The 16,009-nt window shown below is 64.1% G+C and carries 16 protein-coding genes; 11 read left to right on the forward strand and 5 right to left on the reverse strand.

What is annotated here, in order from left to right:
- Positions 1 to 156: 156 nt before the first annotated feature.
- The 9 genes from KLP42_RS17445 (at position 157) to KLP42_RS17485 (ending at position 10,192) form a co-directional block, all read left to right on the forward strand.
- Positions 157 to 1,083, forward strand: coding sequence for a LysR family transcriptional regulator (locus KLP42_RS17445; RefSeq protein WP_215568231.1), 927 nt, complete (start codon positions 157 to 159; stop codon positions 1,081 to 1,083).
- Between the two features lie 142 nt (positions 1,084 to 1,225).
- Positions 1,226 to 2,221 carry a Bug family tripartite tricarboxylate transporter substrate binding protein gene (locus KLP42_RS17450; RefSeq protein WP_215568232.1) on the forward strand — a complete coding sequence of 332 codons (996 nt, stop codon included), beginning with the start codon at positions 1,226 to 1,228 and terminating at the stop codon, positions 2,219 to 2,221.
- Between the two features lie 126 nt (positions 2,222 to 2,347).
- Positions 2,348 to 2,869, forward strand: a complete 522-nt coding sequence (locus KLP42_RS17455) for a tripartite tricarboxylate transporter TctB family protein (protein WP_215568233.1) — start codon at positions 2,348 to 2,350, stop codon at positions 2,867 to 2,869.
- 6 nt (positions 2,870 to 2,875) lie between these two features.
- The gene (locus KLP42_RS17460; RefSeq protein ID WP_215568234.1) at positions 2,876 to 4,414 is read left to right on the forward strand and encodes a tripartite tricarboxylate transporter permease; all 1,539 of its coding nucleotides are present in this window, start codon (positions 2,876 to 2,878) and stop codon (positions 4,412 to 4,414) included.
- Between the two features lie 6 nt (positions 4,415 to 4,420).
- Positions 4,421 to 5,272, forward strand: coding sequence for a shikimate dehydrogenase family protein (locus KLP42_RS17465; protein WP_215568235.1), 852 nt, complete (start codon positions 4,421 to 4,423; stop codon positions 5,270 to 5,272).
- A 2-nt stretch (positions 5,273 to 5,274) separates the two neighbouring features.
- Positions 5,275 to 7,161, forward strand: a complete 1,887-nt coding sequence (locus tag KLP42_RS17470) for a bifunctional sugar phosphate isomerase/epimerase/4-hydroxyphenylpyruvate dioxygenase family protein (protein WP_215568236.1) — start codon at positions 5,275 to 5,277, stop codon at positions 7,159 to 7,161.
- 269 nt (positions 7,162 to 7,430) lie between these two features.
- Complete coding sequence (locus KLP42_RS17475; RefSeq protein ID WP_252193068.1) at positions 7,431 to 7,919, forward strand: TRAP transporter small permease; 489 nt, start codon at positions 7,431 to 7,433, stop codon at positions 7,917 to 7,919.
- A complete protein-coding gene (locus KLP42_RS17480) occupies positions 7,916 to 9,196 on the forward strand; it encodes a TRAP transporter large permease subunit (protein ID WP_215568237.1) in 1,281 nt (426 codons plus the stop codon). The genes KLP42_RS17475 and KLP42_RS17480 overlap by 4 nt, the downstream gene beginning before the upstream one ends.
- Positions 9,197 to 9,211: 15 nt before the next feature.
- Positions 9,212 to 10,192: a DctP family TRAP transporter solute-binding subunit gene (locus tag KLP42_RS17485; RefSeq protein ID WP_215568238.1), complete on the forward strand. Its 981-nt coding sequence runs from the start codon at positions 9,212 to 9,214 to the stop codon at positions 10,190 to 10,192.
- 64 nt (positions 10,193 to 10,256) lie between these two features.
- Here KLP42_RS17485 and KLP42_RS17490 read toward each other — a convergent pair whose 3' ends face one another.
- From KLP42_RS17490 to KLP42_RS17510, 5 genes are all read right to left on the reverse strand, one after another.
- The gene (locus tag KLP42_RS17490) at positions 10,257 to 11,273 is read right to left on the reverse strand and encodes a LacI family DNA-binding transcriptional regulator (RefSeq protein ID WP_215568239.1); all 1,017 of its coding nucleotides are present in this window, start codon (positions 11,271 to 11,273) and stop codon (positions 10,257 to 10,259) included.
- Positions 11,274 to 11,413: 140 nt separating this feature from the next.
- Positions 11,414 to 11,746, reverse strand: coding sequence for a hypothetical protein (locus tag KLP42_RS17495; RefSeq protein WP_215568240.1), 333 nt, complete (start codon positions 11,744 to 11,746; stop codon positions 11,414 to 11,416).
- Positions 11,743 to 12,630 (reverse strand): NAD(P)-dependent oxidoreductase, encoded by an 888-nt coding sequence (locus tag KLP42_RS17500; RefSeq protein WP_215568241.1) that lies wholly within the window; start codon positions 12,628 to 12,630, stop codon positions 11,743 to 11,745. The genes KLP42_RS17495 and KLP42_RS17500 overlap by 4 nt, the downstream gene beginning before the upstream one ends.
- Positions 12,627 to 13,163, reverse strand: a complete 537-nt coding sequence (locus tag KLP42_RS17505) for a gluconokinase (protein ID WP_252193069.1) — start codon at positions 13,161 to 13,163, stop codon at positions 12,627 to 12,629. Before KLP42_RS17505 ends, KLP42_RS17500 begins: the two co-directional genes overlap by 4 nt.
- Positions 13,132 to 13,887, reverse strand: a complete 756-nt coding sequence (locus tag KLP42_RS17510) for an SDR family oxidoreductase (protein WP_215568242.1) — start codon at positions 13,885 to 13,887, stop codon at positions 13,132 to 13,134. Before KLP42_RS17510 ends, KLP42_RS17505 begins: the two co-directional genes overlap by 32 nt.
- Before the next feature lie 87 nt (positions 13,888 to 13,974).
- Here KLP42_RS17510 and KLP42_RS17515 point away from each other — a divergent pair, with 87 nt between their 5' ends.
- The gene (locus KLP42_RS17515; protein WP_215568243.1) at positions 13,975 to 14,922 is read left to right on the forward strand and encodes a 2-hydroxyacid dehydrogenase; all 948 of its coding nucleotides are present in this window, start codon (positions 13,975 to 13,977) and stop codon (positions 14,920 to 14,922) included.
- Positions 14,923 to 14,937: 15 nt separating this feature from the next.
- Positions 14,938 to 15,969 carry an L-idonate 5-dehydrogenase gene (locus KLP42_RS17520; protein ID WP_215568244.1) on the forward strand — a complete coding sequence of 344 codons (1,032 nt, stop codon included), beginning with the start codon at positions 14,938 to 14,940 and terminating at the stop codon, positions 15,967 to 15,969.
- Positions 15,970 to 16,009: the final 40 nt, after the last annotated feature.

Raw genomic sequence — 16,009 nt, forward strand, 5'->3', positions numbered from 1 at the left:
CGCAATGCGCCTTCCGGGGCCCGCGTCCCGCGCCAGGGGACGGTTTTAACCGCAAAAAGGCGTGCAAGACTGCGCCGAACTTGCCATGGTCCGGGCGAGGCACGGCGGCGGGAAGGCGAGACCGCCGGGCCTGCATCGAGGGAGGTCCTGTCATTCATGTCGCTGACCCTGCGCCAGATCGAAGTCATCCGTGCCATCATGGTGGCAGGCACCATTGCCGGTGCCGCGCGCCTCATGAATGTCGCCCAGCCCGGTGTCAGCCGCACCGTCAAGCACATCGAGGCCTCGCTCGGCATCAAGCTGTTCGTCAAGAAGGGCGGGCGCTACGTGCCCACCACCGAGGCGCGCGATGTCTTCGTCCAGATCGAGGAGGTGCACCGCAAGATCGACCAGCTGCAGTTTTCCATCGCGCAGCTGGAGCGCGGGCGCGACGTGGAACTGTCGCTCGGCTCGGTGCCAAGCATTGCCAATGTGATGGTGCCGCGCGCCGTGGCGCGGCTCTTCCGGCATTACCCGCAGATCAAGCTGAACTTCGAAATCCTCAAGATCGAGGAGGCGATCGACTATCTTCTGCTCGGCAAGGGGGAGGTGGTCGTGATGAGCTACAGGCTCGACCATCCTTCCCTGGTGTTCGAACCTCTGGCGCATGGCCGCCTCGTCTGCATCGCCTCAAGTGCCCACCCCGTCGCGGCGCTGAAAAGCATATCCGCCCGCGAGATCATCCGCCATCCGCTGATCGGCATCGATCCGAAGGATCCCTATGGGGCCATCATGGCGGATATCTTTGCCCGCCAGGGCCTGAACTATGAGATCGCCATCCGCGCCCGCTTCGGCACCACCGTCTGTCGCCTGGTCGAACATAATCTGGGGATTGCGGTGCTGGATGCCTTCACGGTGGCCGATATCGCCGATGACAGGCTTGCGATCATCCCGATCGAGGAGGAAACGACATTCCAGACCTACGTCGCCTATCGGGCGGATGCGGCTCTCTCCAGTTATGCGGAGCGTTTCGTCCGGCTGCTCAGAGGGGTGATGGAGGATCACATGCTGACACAGACGCCGACACATAACATTTCGGCATGAACCACGCTCAAAATGGTATTTGCGTTATGTCAAGATTTTGCAAATCATGCGTCGACCTGCAGAAGCAGGTGACATTCCCCCGCGGAGGAGGATCCGCGGCAAGACACACCATCATAGCCCGGGGGTACGGGAGGAGGACACAATGCTGAAGAAGCTCGTGGGGGCAGTCGCCCTCAGCATGATCGCGTCGTTTGCCATGGCGGATGATTTCCCGAAGCAGGATCTGCAGGGCATCATCCAGTGGGGCGCTGGCGGCAGCACCGATCTGGTGATGCGCTCGGTCGCACCGCATGTCGAGAAGGAACTCGGCCGCAGCATCGTCATGACCAACAAGACGGGCGGCGTCGGCGTCATTGCCACGCAGTTCGTCTCGACCCAGCCGTCGGACGGCTACACGCTGCTGATGAGCGCGGAAAATCCGCAGCTCTACAAGATCATGGGCCTGTCCAATCTGGACTATGCCAACTTCTACCCGGTCAACGTGCTGGCACGCGGCGTTCCCGTGCTCGTTGCCAACAAGGATGCCCCGTTCAATTCGGTGAAGGAACTGGTCGATTACGTGACGGCCAATCCGGGCAAGGTCCGCATGGGCTCCACCGGTCCCGGCGGCCTGCCGTCGGTGGTGGGCGCCATGCTCTCCAGCAAGCTCGCCAACTTCAAGGTGACGGCCGTTCCCTTCGATGGCGACGGTCCGGCGCTGACGGCCATGCAGGGCGGTGCCGTGGACTTCATGCCCGCCGTACTCGGCGCTGCCGTCGAGCATGTGAAGGCTGGCCGCATCAAGATCCTCGGCATCTTCGACGAGCAGGCGAGCCCGGTTCTGCCGGATGCCCGCCCGATCACAGCCGATTATCCGCAGTTCGAGAGCCTGCTGCCGTGGGGGCCCTTCTTCGGCGTCTTCGTCAAGGCCGACACGCCGGATGACGTCAAGGCCAAGCTGGTTTCCGCCTTCAAGAAGGGCGCCGAGAGCGAGGCCTTCCAGAAGCTCCTCTCCGACCGTGGCTATGTCTCGATGAACATTGCCGGTGACGAGGCCAATGCCTTCCTCAAGAAGTGGCAGTCGACAACGTCCTGGGTTGTCTACGATGCCGGCATGGGCAAGAAATCGCCGGACGAGTTCGGCATTCCGAAGCCCTGATGCGATTGAGACGTGCGGCCGGTTCGAACCCGGCCGCCGCCGCCTCGATCAGGAGGCCATACATCCTTGATCAGCGATACCGGGCAAGACGGATGCTCTGCCCGGGCTCTGCGGGAGCCTTTCACAATGCAAGACCAGCATACCGTGCGCCGCCCAGGCGAACTTGTCTTTACGCTTATCCTCCTTGCCGGCAGCCTTTTCCTGCTGTGGCAGGCCTACGGCATTTCCGGCTTCTCCTCGATGAGTTCGGCGGGCGCCTTTCCGATGGCCATGTCCGCCGCCATGGTGGCGACCGCTGCGGTGGTATTCATCCGCCTTCTGCGCCTTCCCGGCCCGAGCCAGGCTCTGCTGCGCCTGCGCACCGAGATCCTGCCGCCGGCCGTCGTCGTCTTCTCGCTGCTGATCCTCGCCTATTGCGTGGTGCTGGAAACGCTCGGCTTCCTGCTGTCGTCCTTCCTCTTCCTGCTCTCGGCCATCACCTTCCTGCAGGGCGGACGGTTCGCAAGGGCGCTGCTGCTTTCCGTCATCGCCATCGTCTGCGTCTATATCGTCTTCCGCCTGATCTTCCAGGTCGTGCTGCCGGAGGGACTGGTTCCCGAACGCGCCATCATGGCCTGGCTGCATGATCTCTTTGCCGCGAGGAACTGACCGGCCATGGATGCACTTACCTATCTCTTTTCGTCCTGGCTGCAGCCCGAATTGCTGGCGCTGACCGCCATCGGCACCTTTGCCGGGATCTATATCGGGGCAATCCCAGGTCTTTCCGTCACCATGGCGGTGTCGATCCTGATTTCGTTCACCTTCAGCTGGGAGGTGAACCCGGCTCTGGCGCTGATGAACGGCATCTTCATGGGCGGCGTCTATGGCGGTTCGCGCACCGCAATTCTGCTGAACATCCCGGGCGCGCCGGCCGCCATCGCCACCGCGCTCGACGGCTATCCGCTGGCGCAGAAGGGCGAAGCCGGTCAGGCGATCGGCCTTTCCACGGTCATGTCCTTCATCGGCGGCATGGTCGGCATCATCGTGCTGGCGCTTGCCGCCCCGGCCGTCAGCGAATTCGCCATCAAGTTCCAGCCGCGCGACTACATGCTGATCGGCATCATGGGCATCCTGCTGGTGGGAGCGCTTTCCGGCGAAAGCCTCGCCAAGGGCATCTTTGCCGGGGCATTCGGCATCCTGCTCGGCACGGTCGGCCTCGATCCGATGACGGCGGAGCAGCGCTTCACCTTCGGCACCGTGTCGCTGATGAACGGGATCTCGCCGATCGCCCTGATGATCGGCATGTTCGGCGTATCGGAAGCCTTGCTGCAGCTGCACCACCTTCAGAAGGAGGCGGTGAAGCAGAAGATCGACCGCATCATTCCGGTCTGGCGCGACATCAAGCGCTATCTTTCGCTCAGCCTGCAGTCCTCGGGCATCGGCGTCATCATCGGCGCGCTGCCCGGCACCGGCGGCGACATTGCCGCGCTGATGGCCTACGACCACGCCAAGCGCGTGACCAAGAACCCGGAGGTTCCCTTCGGCCAGGGCGCCAAGGAAGGGCTGATCGCGCCCGAGAGTGCCAACAATGCCGCCGTCGGCGGCGCCTATATCCCGATGCTGACCCTTGGCATTCCGGGCGATGCGGTCACCGCCGTCATCATCGGTGCGCTGTTCATCCACGGCCTGAACCCCGGCCCGCTGCTTCTGATGGAAAAGCCGGACATGTTCTGGTTTACCGTCGGCAATCTGGTGCTGGCCAATATCTTCATGCTAGCCTTCGGTCTCACCGGCATTCGCATCTTCACCAAGATCATCGAATGCCCGAAGGCTGTGCTCTTCCCGCTGATCCTGCTGCTCAGCGTGGTCGGGGCCTATTCGATCAACAATTCCGTCACGGATGTCTGGTGGATGCTCGGCTTCGGCGTGTTCGGCTACTTCATGAAGCTCTACGGCTATCAGGTGGCGCCGGTCATTCTCGGCATCATCCTCAGCCGCCTGATGGACGACAACTGGCGTCGCGCCATCATTTCCGAGCGTGACAGCCTTGGCGATTTCGCGCTCGGCATCCTCACCAGCCCGCTGTCGGCGACACTGCTTGCCATCATCGTCTTCGTGCTTTTCACGCAGACCCGCTGGTGGAAGGCCCGCTTCGGCGCCCGCACCGAGGCCCCGGTTGCCGACAACACCGGCGCCAGCGCCAGACAGGGATGACCGCAGATGCAAGACACGCGCATTCGCCTCGGCCTGATCGGCGACAACATCGCCAGTTCCCAATCCCCGCGCCTGCATGAAATCGCCGGCCGGCTTTCGGGACTGAAGGTGACCTATGAACGGCTGGTGCCGCCCAGGCGCGGCCAGACCTTCGATGAGGTTTTCGATGCCTGCATTGCCGACGGCTTCACGGGCATCAACGTGACCTATCCCTATAAGGAGCGGGTGGTCGCGCGTCTGACGGTTCCCGATCCGGCGATTGCCGCCGTCGGGGCCTGCAACACCGTGCTGTTTGCGAGCGATCCGCCCCGCGGCTTCAACACGGATTTCACCGGCTTCGTGGCCGCCTTCCGCAACAGCTTCGGTGCAGGCACGCAGCCGGGCCGGGTCGCCATGATCGGCGCGGGCGGGGTCGGCAAGGCGGTGGCCTTCGGTCTTGCGCAGCTGGGCTGCCGCCAGATCCGCCTGTTCGACCGTGATCAGGCGCGCGCCGAAGGGCTGGCGCAATCGGTGCGCAAGGCCGCCGAGGGGCTGACGGTGGATGTCTGCGCTTCGGCCGAAGAGGCAACGGATGCGGCCGACGGCCTGATCAACTGCACCCCGGTCGGCATGGTGGGCTATCCCGGCTCTGCCGTGCCCGACGGCGCGCTGAAGACTGCGCGCTGGGCCTTCGATGCGGTCTACACGCCCGTCGACACGCAGTTCCTCGTGGCGGCGCGCAGCGCCGGGCTCGCCATCATGAGCGGTTATGAACTCTTCTTCTACCAGGGCGTCGATGCCTTCCGGCTGTTCACCGGCGAGGAGGTTGACCAGCAGGCCCTGCGGCGACAACTCAAGGACAGCGAAGGAGCGCCCTGACCATGAAGACCTCGATCGCCACCGTTTCCATCAGCGGCGACCTTCCCGAAAAACTCCAGGCCATCGCCAAGGCCGGCTTTACCGGCGTGGAGATTTTCGAGAACGACCTGCTGGTGCATGACGCCTCGCCGAAAGAGGTGGGGCGGATGGTGCGCGATCACGGCTTGGAGATCTCGCTCTTCCAGCCGTTCCGCGACTTCGAGGGCATGCCGGAGCCCTATCGCAGCCGCGGTTTCGACAGGGCGGAACGCAAGTTCGACATCATGGGGGAACTCGGCACCGACCTGATGCTCGTCTGCTCGAATGTGTCGCCCGTTTCTCTCGGCGGTGTCGACCGCGCGGCCGACGATTTTCGCGCGCTGGGCGAGCGGGCGGCCAGGCGCGGGCTGAAGGTCGGCTACGAGGCGCTTGCCTGGGGTCGCCACATCCACGACCATCGCGACGCCTGGGAGATCGTCCGGCGCGCCGATCATCCCCAGATCGGTCTCATTCTCGACAGTTTCCACACGCTGTCCCGCCGCATCGATGTCGGCAGCATTCGCGCCATTCCGGGCGACAAGATCTTCTTCGTACAGCTTGCCGACGCGCCGAAGATCGACATGGACCTGCTCTACTGGAGCCGCCACTTCCGCAACATGCCGGGGGAGGGGGATCTGCCGCTGGTGGACTTCATGTCGGCCATTGCCGCCACCGGCTACCAGGGGCCCCTTTCGCTGGAGATCTTCAACGACCAGTTCCGCAGCGGCTCGGCCCGGCTGATTGCCGAAGACGGTCACCGCTCGCTGCTCAACCTGATGGATCAGGTGCGGCGCAGCGAACCCGATCTGCGCATCGCCGTTCCCGCCGCGCCGGCGCGCACGACCGTCAAGGGCGTGGAATTCGTGGAGTTCACCGCGTCGGAGGAAGAGGCGGCCGACCTGGTTGCCCTTCTGTCGACACTCGGTTTTGCCCGCACGGCACAGCATCGCAACCGCAAGGTGGCCCTCTACCAGCAGGGCGATATCCGCATCGTCATCAACACCGAAGGCGAGGGGCTCGCCGGTTCCTCCTACTCGATCCATGGCGTCAACGCCTATGCCTTCGGGTTGAGGGTGCCGGATGCCGCCCGCGCCGTGGAACGGGCAACCGCGATGGGCGCCGAAGCCTTTGCCGAACCGCGGCGCCCGGGCGAGGTTGCGGTGCCTGCCATCGTCGCGACGGGGGGCGAGATCATCTATTTCATCGACGGCAGCGAAGCCCTTGACCGCATCTGGCCGACCGAGTTCGAGCCGGTGGCGGCCGGCAACGCCGCCGCCGGCCTCACCCATATCGATCATCTCGCCCAGACGACGCGCTATGATGAGATGCCGAGCCTGCTGCTCTTCTATACCTCGATCTTCGATCTCGACCGGTCCGGCATGGTGGATGTTGCCGATCCCGCCGGCCTGGTGCGCAGCCAGGCAGTGCAGAACCCCTCGGGCGGGCTGCGCATCACCATCAACGGCGCCGACAATCGCAAGACCTTCGCCGGCCATTTCCTGACGGAAGGCTTTGGCGCCGGCATCCAGCATATAGCCTTCTCGACCGACGACATCTTCGCTACCGTCACGGCCCTGAAGACCTGCGGCCTGGAACCGCTGCCGATTTCCCGCAACTACTATGATGATCTGGAGGCAAGGCTTGGCCTGCTGCCGGACTTTGTCGAAAGGCTGCGGGAGAACAGTCTGCTCTATGACCGGGACGGAGAGGGGGAGTATTTCCAGCTCTACAGCCGCACCTTCGGCGAGGGCTTCTTCTTCGAGATCGTCGAGCGCCGCAACGGCTATCAGGGCTATGGCGCCACCAACGCGATGTTCCGGATCGCGGCCCAGAAGCGCCTGGCAACCCCGGCGGGCCTGCCAAGACAGTAGACCCCGGCGCCTGCCGCATCCAGCGCGAGAGGCGGACGGCACCATCGCGGAGATTTCGCGCACGTCATGGCCGACCGGCTCCGGCAGCCTGCGTCGGCAGCGCAAAGGTCAGCCTGAACGACGCGCCCCCGCCAGCGCCTTGCGCCCGCGTTTCGCCGCGACAGCCTCTTGACCCACCAGAATGTTATCGATAACAATTCTTCAGGTGAATGGAGTCACCGACCCGCAGCAGGGCGTTGCGGGTGGAGGAAATCGAGGAGGAGTGTGCCATGGGCCGACTTGTGTCGCTGCTCTGGACGTGGATCGATGTCGCGATGGCGGCCCTGATGAGCGCGATGATCGCGCTGGTTTTCACCAATGTGGTGATGCGTTACGGCTTTTCGTCGGGATTGCGGGTATCGGTGGAGTTGTCGCGTCTCGGCTTCGTCTGGGTCGTGATGCTGGGTGCGGTCGTCGTGCTGCGCCGGGGCGAGCATCTCGCGGTCACCGAGTTTTCCGAGGCCTTTCTGCCGAAGGCGGTGCCGGCGCTCAGACGGCTTGCCTGGCTGATCATCCTCGTCTGCGCGGTGATGCTGTTCTGGGGCGCGCAGAAGCAGACAATCGCCAACTGGCAGAACATATCACCGCTTACCGGCCTGCCGACCGGTCTCATGTATCTCTCGGGTGTCCTTTCAGGCCTGATGATGGTCTTTGTTGCGCTGGTGCGCATCTTCGGTTCGCCCGATTACGTCCAGTCCCTCGAGGAGGAACGCCGGTGACCCTCGTTCTGTTTCTCGGCGTCCTGATCGTCAGCATTCTCCTCGGTCTGCCGGTCGCCTTCGCCCTGCTGCTCTCCTCGATCGCGCTCATGTTGCACATGGACCTGTTCAGCGCCGACATCCTGGCACAGTCGCTGATCAACGGCGTCGACAGCTTTCCGCTGCTGGCGGTGCCCTTCTTCCTGGTGGCGGGCGAGGTCATGGCCAATGGCGGCCTGTCGCGCCGCATCGTCCGGCTCGCCTCGACACTGGTCGGGCATCGCAAGGGCGGTCTCGGCTACGTGGCGATCATCACCTCCGTGCTGCTGGCCGGCCTTTCCGGCTCGGCCGTGGCCGATGCGGCCGCACTGGTCTCGATCCTTTATCCGATGATGCGCAAGTCCGGCTATCCGGAGGGGCCGTCAATCGGTCTTCTGGCATCGGGCGGCATCATTGCCCCTGTCATTCCACCGTCGCTGCCGCTGATCATCGTCGGCGTGGCCGGAAACATCTCGATTGCCAAGCTGTTTCTCGGCGGCATTGCCCCCGGTCTGATGATGGGCGCGGCCCTGATGCTGGTCTGGTGGCTGCTCATGCGCCGGCAGACGGTGGACACCACGCCGAAGGCAACCGGTGCCGAGCGTCTGGCGGCCCTGAAAGACGGGGTGTGGGCGCTGCTGCTGCCACTCATCATCATCGGCGGCATCCGCTTCGGCATCTTCACGCCCACGGAAGCGGCGGTCGTTGCCGCCGTCTACGCCATCACCGTCTCGGCCATCATCTACCGTGAGCTGACGCTGAAGGGCTTCTACCACATTCTGATCGGCGCCGGTCGTGCGACAGCCATGGTGATGTTCCTGGTCGGCGCAGCCATGGTGGCGGCCTGGCTGATCACGGTTGCGCAACTGCCGCAGCAACTTGCCCAGATCCTCGGCCCGCTGGTGGAGCATCCGCGCGTGCTGATGGCGGTCATCATGCTCATCGTGCTTCTGGTCGGCATGGTGATGGACCTGAGTCCGACGATCCTGATCCTGGTGCCGCTCTTCATGCCCATCGTGAAGCTGGCGGGCATCGACCCGGTCTATTTCGGGCTGATGTTCGTCATCAACACCTCGATCGGCCTGATCACGCCGCCGGTCGGCACCGTTCTGAACGTGGTGTGCGGCGTCGGGAAGGCACAGATGAGCACGGCGGTTCGCGGGGCGCTGCCCTTCATCGCCGCCTATGTGGCCCTGCTCGTTCTGTTCGTGATTTTCCCATCGCTCATCATCGTGCCCATGAAGTTTTTCGCAGGCTAACCAGGGAGGAATGCCATGAAGAAACTGATCCACACCCTCGGCGTCACCGCCGCTCTACTGCTCGGCAGCGTTTTTGCCGCCTCTGCCGAAACGCAGCTCAAGCTTGCACATGCCGCGCCGGAGACCGATCTCCAGCAGACCATGTCGCTGTATTTCAAGGAGCAGGTCGAAGCCCGCTCCAAGGGCGCGATCAAGGTCACGATCTTCCCGCAGGGGCAACTCGGCAATGATGCGCAGATGATCGATGGGGCACGCTCCGGCATCATCGACATCGTCATTTCCGGCCTCAACAACTTCACCGGCCTCGTGCCGCAGGCCGGCGTCTTCGAACTGCCGTTCATGTTCCCCAACCGCAACGTGGCCTACAAGGTGCTGGACGGCGAGATCGGCAAGGGGATTTCCGCCCAGTTCGAACAGTATGGCCTGAAGGTGCTCGGCTATCCCGAAAACGGCTATCGCAACATCACCAACAATCGCGGCCCCATCCACAAGCCGGAGGATCTGAAGGGCCTGCAGATGCGCGTCAACAATTCGCGCGCCTTGAACGACATGTTCGCCCTGCTCGGCGCCAATCCGCAGCAGATCCCGGTCGCGGAACTATATACCGCGCTGGAAACCGGCGTTGTCGACGCTCAGGATCATCCGGTCGGCATCGTCGTGTCCTTCAAGTTCAACGAGGTGCAGAAATATCTGTCGCTCACCCAGCACGCCTATTCGCCGCTGGCCATGGTGATGAACGACAGGAAGCTGAAGAGCCTGAAGCCGGAAGAACAGGCAATCCTTGTCGAGGTCGCGAAGGACGCCATCGCCAGGCAGCGCGAGATGAATGTGGCCAAGGAAGAAAAGATGATCGCCCAGCTGGAAGGCGAGGGCATGAAGGTGAACCGCGACGTGGATTCGGCTGCCTTCCAGAAAGCCGTCCGCCCGGTATGGGAAGGCTTCATCAAGGCCAATGGCGATACGCTGGTCAACCAGATCGTCGACGCGGCCAAATAACGCAGGCACCGTCCCACCCGGAACGAAGGCGCGGGAAGTTTTTCTCCCGCGCCTTTTTTTGTCGTCAGCGGCTGCTTTCGCGCCCAATCAGCACGGGCGTGAAGCGGATCGTCTGCGGCAGGCCGGGTTCGAAGCGGCCTTCCAGAACATCGCCGATGAGTTCGGCGGTCTTTGCCCCGATGTCGCCGGCGAAGGCATTGATCGTGGTCAGCGTCGGCACGCAGATTGCGCCGATATCGTAATTGCCGAAGCCGCCGAGCGCCATGTCCTGCGGCACCCTGATGCCGCGCCGCTGACATTCGGTCAGCGCGCCGAAGGCGGAGAGGTCGGAGACGCAGATTGCCGCCTCCGTATCCGGAAGGCTCTGCAGCAGATGTGCCATGGCAACGGCACCTTCCCGCATGCCGATTGGCGGAGCACCGCAGGCAATAAGCCGCGACGCATCCAGCCCGGCCGCCTGCATGGCTGCCACGAAGCCGGCGCGACGTTCGGTGCCGCGGGTGTCGTTGTCGGCATCACCGCCGATGAAGGCAATCCGCCGATAGCCGGCATCGGCAAAATGGCGAACCATCTCGCCGATGGCGAGCGTGTTGGAGAAGCCGACGACATGGCCGATCGGCTGTTCGGGCAGATCCCAGGTTTCCACCACCGGAATGCCGGCATTCGACAGAAGCTTGCGTGCACGGGGCGTATGGCGCCCGCCGGTCACCACAATGGCCTGCGGCTTGCGGCGCAACAGCTGCTCGACGAGCCGCTCCTCCTCCAGAATGTCGTAATTGGTGTAGCCGAGGAGGATCTGCAGGCCGCGCCGCGACAGTCCATCCGACAACTGCCGGACGGTTTCGGCAAAATTGGCATTGTTGATGGAAGGAATGGTGACGGCGACGAAATCCGTCTTCTGTGAGCGCAGGTTGGCGGCGGTGCTGTCGAAGACATAACCCAGATCTTCGGCTGCGCGCAGAATGGCTTCGCGCGTCTCCTGGCTCACCGAGCTGTCGCTCTTGAAGGCACGGGAAACGGTCATCGGGGAAACCCCTATGGCCTTGGCGATATCGGCCATGGTGGGTGGCTTGCGGCTCATCGGACAATCATCATGTTATCGTTACCAGCCCCACTACACGCTGAAAGCGAGTGGATGGCAAGCCGTGCCGGCTGTGTCTTTGCGGCCGCCAACAGAAAAGGCGGCACCTGTCGATGCCGCCCGCCGGACAATGGCGTCGTTCAGAGCGCGTATTCGTTGGCAAGGGTCACATGGTGGTGAATGCGCCCGTCGAAGAATTCTGCCAGCACCGCTTCCGTCGCGGCGCGGGCCTCGGCCCGCACCGGGCTTGCGAGCGCCTCGTCCACAGCAGCAAGGCTCGGATAGTTGATGGCAAGAATCATCGGCAGTTCAGGCGCCCCGTCGTCGCGCGCCTCGGCAAAGGAAATGCGCACGTCGGTCGCATGCGGGAAGGCCTTCCATTTCGGCAGGATGCGTTCGATGACCGCCTGGCGGAAGGCTTCGGTCTGCCCCTCCTTTACCTTGCCTTCGAACAGCGCATAACGGGTGATCATTCGAAATTCTCCCTCTTCGGTCCCCGGAAATATTCCATCAAGGCTGCCTGATCCTCGCCGCCCAGTCCGGCAGCGGTCAGCATGCGGTGCACTTCGGCACAGGTGGCCGTCAGTGGCATGGCGGTATTGGTTCGCCGCGCCAGATCCTGCGCGCCGTTCAGATCCTTGACCATATTGTCGATGCGGCCCGTGCGGCGGTAATCCTTCGCAACGAAGCGCGGCATGTATTCCTGCAGGACGGCGCTGTCGGCGCGACCGCCCTTGAGTGCCTGCGGGATCTTGGCCGCATCCACGCCCGCATCAAGAGCCAGCTGCGTGGCTTCGGCGACCGCCAGAAAATTCAGCCCGCACAGAACCTGGTTGATGAGCTTGGTGGTCTGGCCTGCGCCGACAGGCCCCATATGGGTGAAGTTGCTGGCCACATGCTGCAGGACCGCACGGGCATCGGCCACGTCTTGCTCGGTTCCGCCCGCCATCAGCGTCAACTGGCCGATCAGCGCCTTTGGCGCGCCGCCGGAGAGCGGGCTATCCACCCAGCGCAGGCCCCTGGCTGCGGCATCCGCCGCAAGCTGGCGGGTGGCTTCCGGATCGATCGACGACATGTCGATGATCAGCGTGCCCGGTCGCGCGCCCTCTGCCACACCCGTCTCGCCGAACACCGCCCGGCGCACGATGCCGGGCGAGTTGAGGCTGAGAATGACGCAATCGCTCTGCGCCGCCGCCTCGGCCGCAGACGGCGCAGCGATCGCACCCTTGTCGACAAGCGCCTGAACCTTTTCCGCATCCAGGTCGAAAACGACGAGGCGGTTGCCGGTTTCGGCAAGCCGCGTGCCGATGGCACCGCCCATGGCTCCAGCGCCGATCAGCGCCACCTTGTTTGTCATGGCTTCAGATCCTTCAACTGGCGCAGAATGTCTTCCACCACATCCTCGAGCGGCTGGTCGATGTCGACGGTGACCGCCTGCTCGTCGGCTTGCGGCGGCTCGAGGGCGGCAAACTGGCTGTCGAGCAGGCTGGTCGGCATGAAGTGGCCGGTACGGGCGCCCATGCGCCCGGCAATGACCTCACGCGCGCCGGACAGATGCACGAAGATCACCGGCCCGCCCGCCGTCTGGCGAATGTGATCGCGATAGATGCGCTTCAGAGCCGAGCAGCCGATCACCAGCGGCGTCTCGACCTTTCCCAGCGCCTCGCCCACCCGCGTCAGCCAGGGCCAGCGGTCCGCATCGGTCAACGGCTCGCCGCGGCTCATCTTCTCGATGTTGGCCGGCGGATGCAGGTCGTCGCCGTCAAAGTACCGGGCGCCGGTGCGGGCGGACAGCGCCTCGCCCACCGTGGACTTGCCGGAACCGGCAACACCCATCAGCACCATGCGTCTTGGAAAGTCAGAGAGAAGCTGTGATTCCGCCATCGACATAAAGCACGTGTCCATTCACAAAGGAGGAGGCATCCGAGGCTAGGAATATGCAGGCGCCGACCAGTTCTTCAACCTTGCCCCAGCGACCGGCGGGAGTGCGCTTCTCCAGCCAGGCGGAAAAGGCAGGATCGGACACCAGCGCGGCATTCAGCGGCGTATCGAAATAGCCGGGCGCAATCGCATTGCATTGCAGGCCGTGGCGCGCCCAGTCGGTTGCCATGCCCTTGGTCAGGTTGGCGACCGCGCCCTTGGTGGCGGTGTAGGGCGCAATGCCCGGCCGCGCCAGCGCGGTCTGCACGCTGGCGATGTTGATGATCTTGCCGCGTCCGCGGCCGATCATGTGCCGCGCGACGGCCTGCCCCACGTTGAAGACGGTGGAGACATTGGTGCGCATCAGTCTCTCGAAGGCGTCCACCGGAAAATCCTCAAGCGGCGTGCGATGCTGCATCCCGGCATTGTTGACCAGGATGTCGATCGCACCGGTCTCCGCTTCGAAGGCATCCACCGCCGCCTTGACGGCCGCATGGTCCGTGGCATCGAAGGCGAGACGGTGGACCGTCCCCACATCCTCGGCGGCGGCCTTCAGCTTTGCCTCGTCGCGGCCGTTCAGCACCACCTCGGCGCCGGCGGCCTTCAGCCCGCGCGCCAGGGCAAGTCCGATGCCCTGCGAGGAGCCGGTCACCAGGGCACGCTTGCCCGTCAGATCGAACAGTTGAACGCTCATTTTTCCTCCCGAACAGCATCTCGACAAGTCGAGCTGCCCTGTTTATGTTATCGATAACATATGATGTCAAGGGACGGAGACACCGAAATGACCAAGCCCCATATCCTGCAGGTCGGACCTTATCCGGACTGGGACGAAAAGCCACTCAACGAGGCCTTCGTCGTCCACCGCTATTTCGAGGCGGCAGACAAGGAGCGGTTCCTGCAGGACGTCGGGCCGCACATTCGCGGCATCGCCACACGCGGAGAACTTGGTGCAGGGCGCGCCATGATCCAGTCCTGCCCGAACCTGGAAATCATTTCCGTCTACGGCGTGGGCTATGATGCAGTGGATCTGGACGCTGCCCGCGCCGCGGGCATCCGCGTCACCAACACGCCGGACGTGCTGACCAGCGACGTCGCCGATCTGGGCGTTGCCATGATGCTGAACCTGTCGCGCGGCATGATCGGCGCCGAACGATGGGTGAGGGACGGCAGCTGGGCAACGCGCGGTCTCTATCCGCTGCAGCGGCGCGTGTGGGGTCGCCGGGCCGGCATCCTGGGTCTTGGCCGCATCGGCTTCGAGGTCGCCAAGCGCCTGAAGGGCTTTGACATGCAGCTTTCCTACTCGGACGTGGCCGCGAAGGATTACGCATCCGACATGCAGTTCGTCGCCGATCCCGTCGCGCTGGCGGCCGGCTGCGACTTTCTGTTCGTGACGCTCGCCGCCTCCGCGGCGACCCGTCATATCGTCGGCAGACAGGTGATCGAGGCGCTGGGGCCGGAGGGCATGCTGATCAACATTTCGCGCGCCTCCAACATTGATGAAGAGGCCCTGCTCTCGGCCCTTGAAGAGGGACGGCTCGGTTCGGCAGCGCTCGACGTCTTCGAGGGCGAGCCGAAGCTCAACCCCCGTTTCCTCGCGCTCGACAACGTGCTGCTGCAGCCGCACCATGCATCGGGCACCATCGAGACGCGGCAGGCCATGGGAAAGCTGGTGCGCGACAACCTGTCGGCGCACTTTGCCGGACAGCCGCTGCTGACGCCGGTGATCTGAAAGGGAGGACGACACATGAGAGCAATCGTCGCGCATGGCGCAAGAGACCTGCGGATCGAGGAACGGCCGGATGAGCGGCCGGGCCCGGGAGAGGTGCGCCTGCGGCTTGCCACCGGCGGGGTCTGCGGCAGCGACCTGCATTATTACAACCACGGCGGCTTCGGCACGGTGCGTCTCAAGGAGCCGATGATCCTCGGCCATGAGGTATCCGCCTATGTCGAGGAACTGGGACCGGAGACGAGCGGGCTTTCTGTCGGCCAGCTGGTGGCCGTTTCGCCATCGCGGCCCTGCCGCAGCTGCCGCTATTGCCAGCAGGGTCTGCACAACCAGTGCCTCAACATGCGCTTTTACGGCAGCGCCATGCCCTTTCCGCACATTCAGGGCGCGTTCCGCGAAAGCCTGGTGGCAGACGTGCTGCAATGCGTGCCGGCCGACGGCCTGAGCCCCGGCGAAGCGGCTATGGCCGAACCGCTGGCCGTGGTGCTGCATGCCACCCGCCGCGCCGGCGAGATGCTGGGCAAGCGCGTGCTTGTCACCGGCTGCGGACCGATCGGCGTACTGGCGATCCTCGCGGCCCGGCGCGCCGGTGCCGCCGAGATTGTCGCAACCGACCTCTCCGACTTCACGTTGGCACTTGCGGCACGGGCCGGTGCGGACCGCACCATCAACAGCCGGATGGAGCCGGATGCGCTGTCCGCCTATGGCGCCGACAAGGGCACGTTCGACGTGCTCTACGAGTGCTCCGGCGCGGCTCCGGCGCTTGCCGCCGGCATTGCAGCACTTCGCCCGCGCGGCGTCATCGTGCAGCTCGGCCTGGGCGGCGACATGAGCCTGCCGATGATGGCGATCACCGCCAAGGAACTGGATCTGCGCGGCTCCTTCCGCTTCCACGAGGAATTCGCCACCGGCGTGGCGCTGATGCAGAAGGGGCTGATCGACGTGAAACCGCTCATCACCCATACGGTCGGGCTGGACGAGGCGATTTCGGCCTTCGAAATCGCCTCGGATCGCAGCCAGGCCATGAAGGCGCAGATCGCCTTTTCCTGAGCCCTGGACCTCTTCCTGTCATCGCGGCGGGAAGAGGCAC

Source organism: Rhizobium sp. CSW-27, from assembly GCF_018760785.1.
In the GTDB taxonomy this organism is placed as follows: domain Bacteria; phylum Pseudomonadota; class Alphaproteobacteria; order Rhizobiales; family Rhizobiaceae; genus Neorhizobium.

What these genes read in the sequence shown, in the direction of transcription:
- KLP42_RS17445 (WP_215568231.1), top strand. Translation starts at nt 157, where the DNA reads ATGTCGCTGACCCTGCGCCAGATCGAAGTCATCCGTGCCATCATGGTG.
- KLP42_RS17450 (WP_215568232.1), top strand. Translation starts at nt 1,226, where the DNA reads ATGCTGAAGAAGCTCGTGGGGGCAGTCGCCCTCAGCATGATCGCGTCG.
- KLP42_RS17455 (WP_215568233.1), top strand. Translation starts at nt 2,348, where the DNA reads ATGCAAGACCAGCATACCGTGCGCCGCCCAGGCGAACTTGTCTTTACG.
- KLP42_RS17460 (WP_215568234.1), top strand. Translation starts at nt 2,876, where the DNA reads ATGGATGCACTTACCTATCTCTTTTCGTCCTGGCTGCAGCCCGAATTG.
- KLP42_RS17465 (WP_215568235.1), top strand. Translation starts at nt 4,421, where the DNA reads ATGCAAGACACGCGCATTCGCCTCGGCCTGATCGGCGACAACATCGCC.
- KLP42_RS17470 (WP_215568236.1), top strand. Translation starts at nt 5,275, where the DNA reads ATGAAGACCTCGATCGCCACCGTTTCCATCAGCGGCGACCTTCCCGAA.
- KLP42_RS17475 (WP_252193068.1), top strand. Translation starts at nt 7,431, where the DNA reads ATGGGCCGACTTGTGTCGCTGCTCTGGACGTGGATCGATGTCGCGATG.
- KLP42_RS17485 (WP_215568238.1), top strand. Translation starts at nt 9,212, where the DNA reads ATGAAGAAACTGATCCACACCCTCGGCGTCACCGCCGCTCTACTGCTC.
- KLP42_RS17490 (WP_215568239.1), bottom strand. Translation starts at nt 11,273, where the DNA reads ATGAGCCGCAAGCCACCCACCATGGCCGATATCGCCAAGGCCATAGGG.
- KLP42_RS17495 (WP_215568240.1), bottom strand. Translation starts at nt 11,746, where the DNA reads ATGATCACCCGTTATGCGCTGTTCGAAGGCAAGGTAAAGGAGGGGCAG.
- KLP42_RS17500 (WP_215568241.1), bottom strand. Translation starts at nt 12,630, where the DNA reads ATGACAAACAAGGTGGCGCTGATCGGCGCTGGAGCCATGGGCGGTGCC.
- KLP42_RS17505 (WP_252193069.1), bottom strand. Translation starts at nt 13,163, where the DNA reads ATGTCGATGGCGGAATCACAGCTTCTCTCTGACTTTCCAAGACGCATG.
- KLP42_RS17510 (WP_215568242.1), bottom strand. Translation starts at nt 13,887, where the DNA reads ATGAGCGTTCAACTGTTCGATCTGACGGGCAAGCGTGCCCTGGTGACC.
- KLP42_RS17515 (WP_215568243.1), top strand. Translation starts at nt 13,975, where the DNA reads ATGACCAAGCCCCATATCCTGCAGGTCGGACCTTATCCGGACTGGGAC.
- KLP42_RS17520 (WP_215568244.1), top strand. Translation starts at nt 14,938, where the DNA reads ATGAGAGCAATCGTCGCGCATGGCGCAAGAGACCTGCGGATCGAGGAA.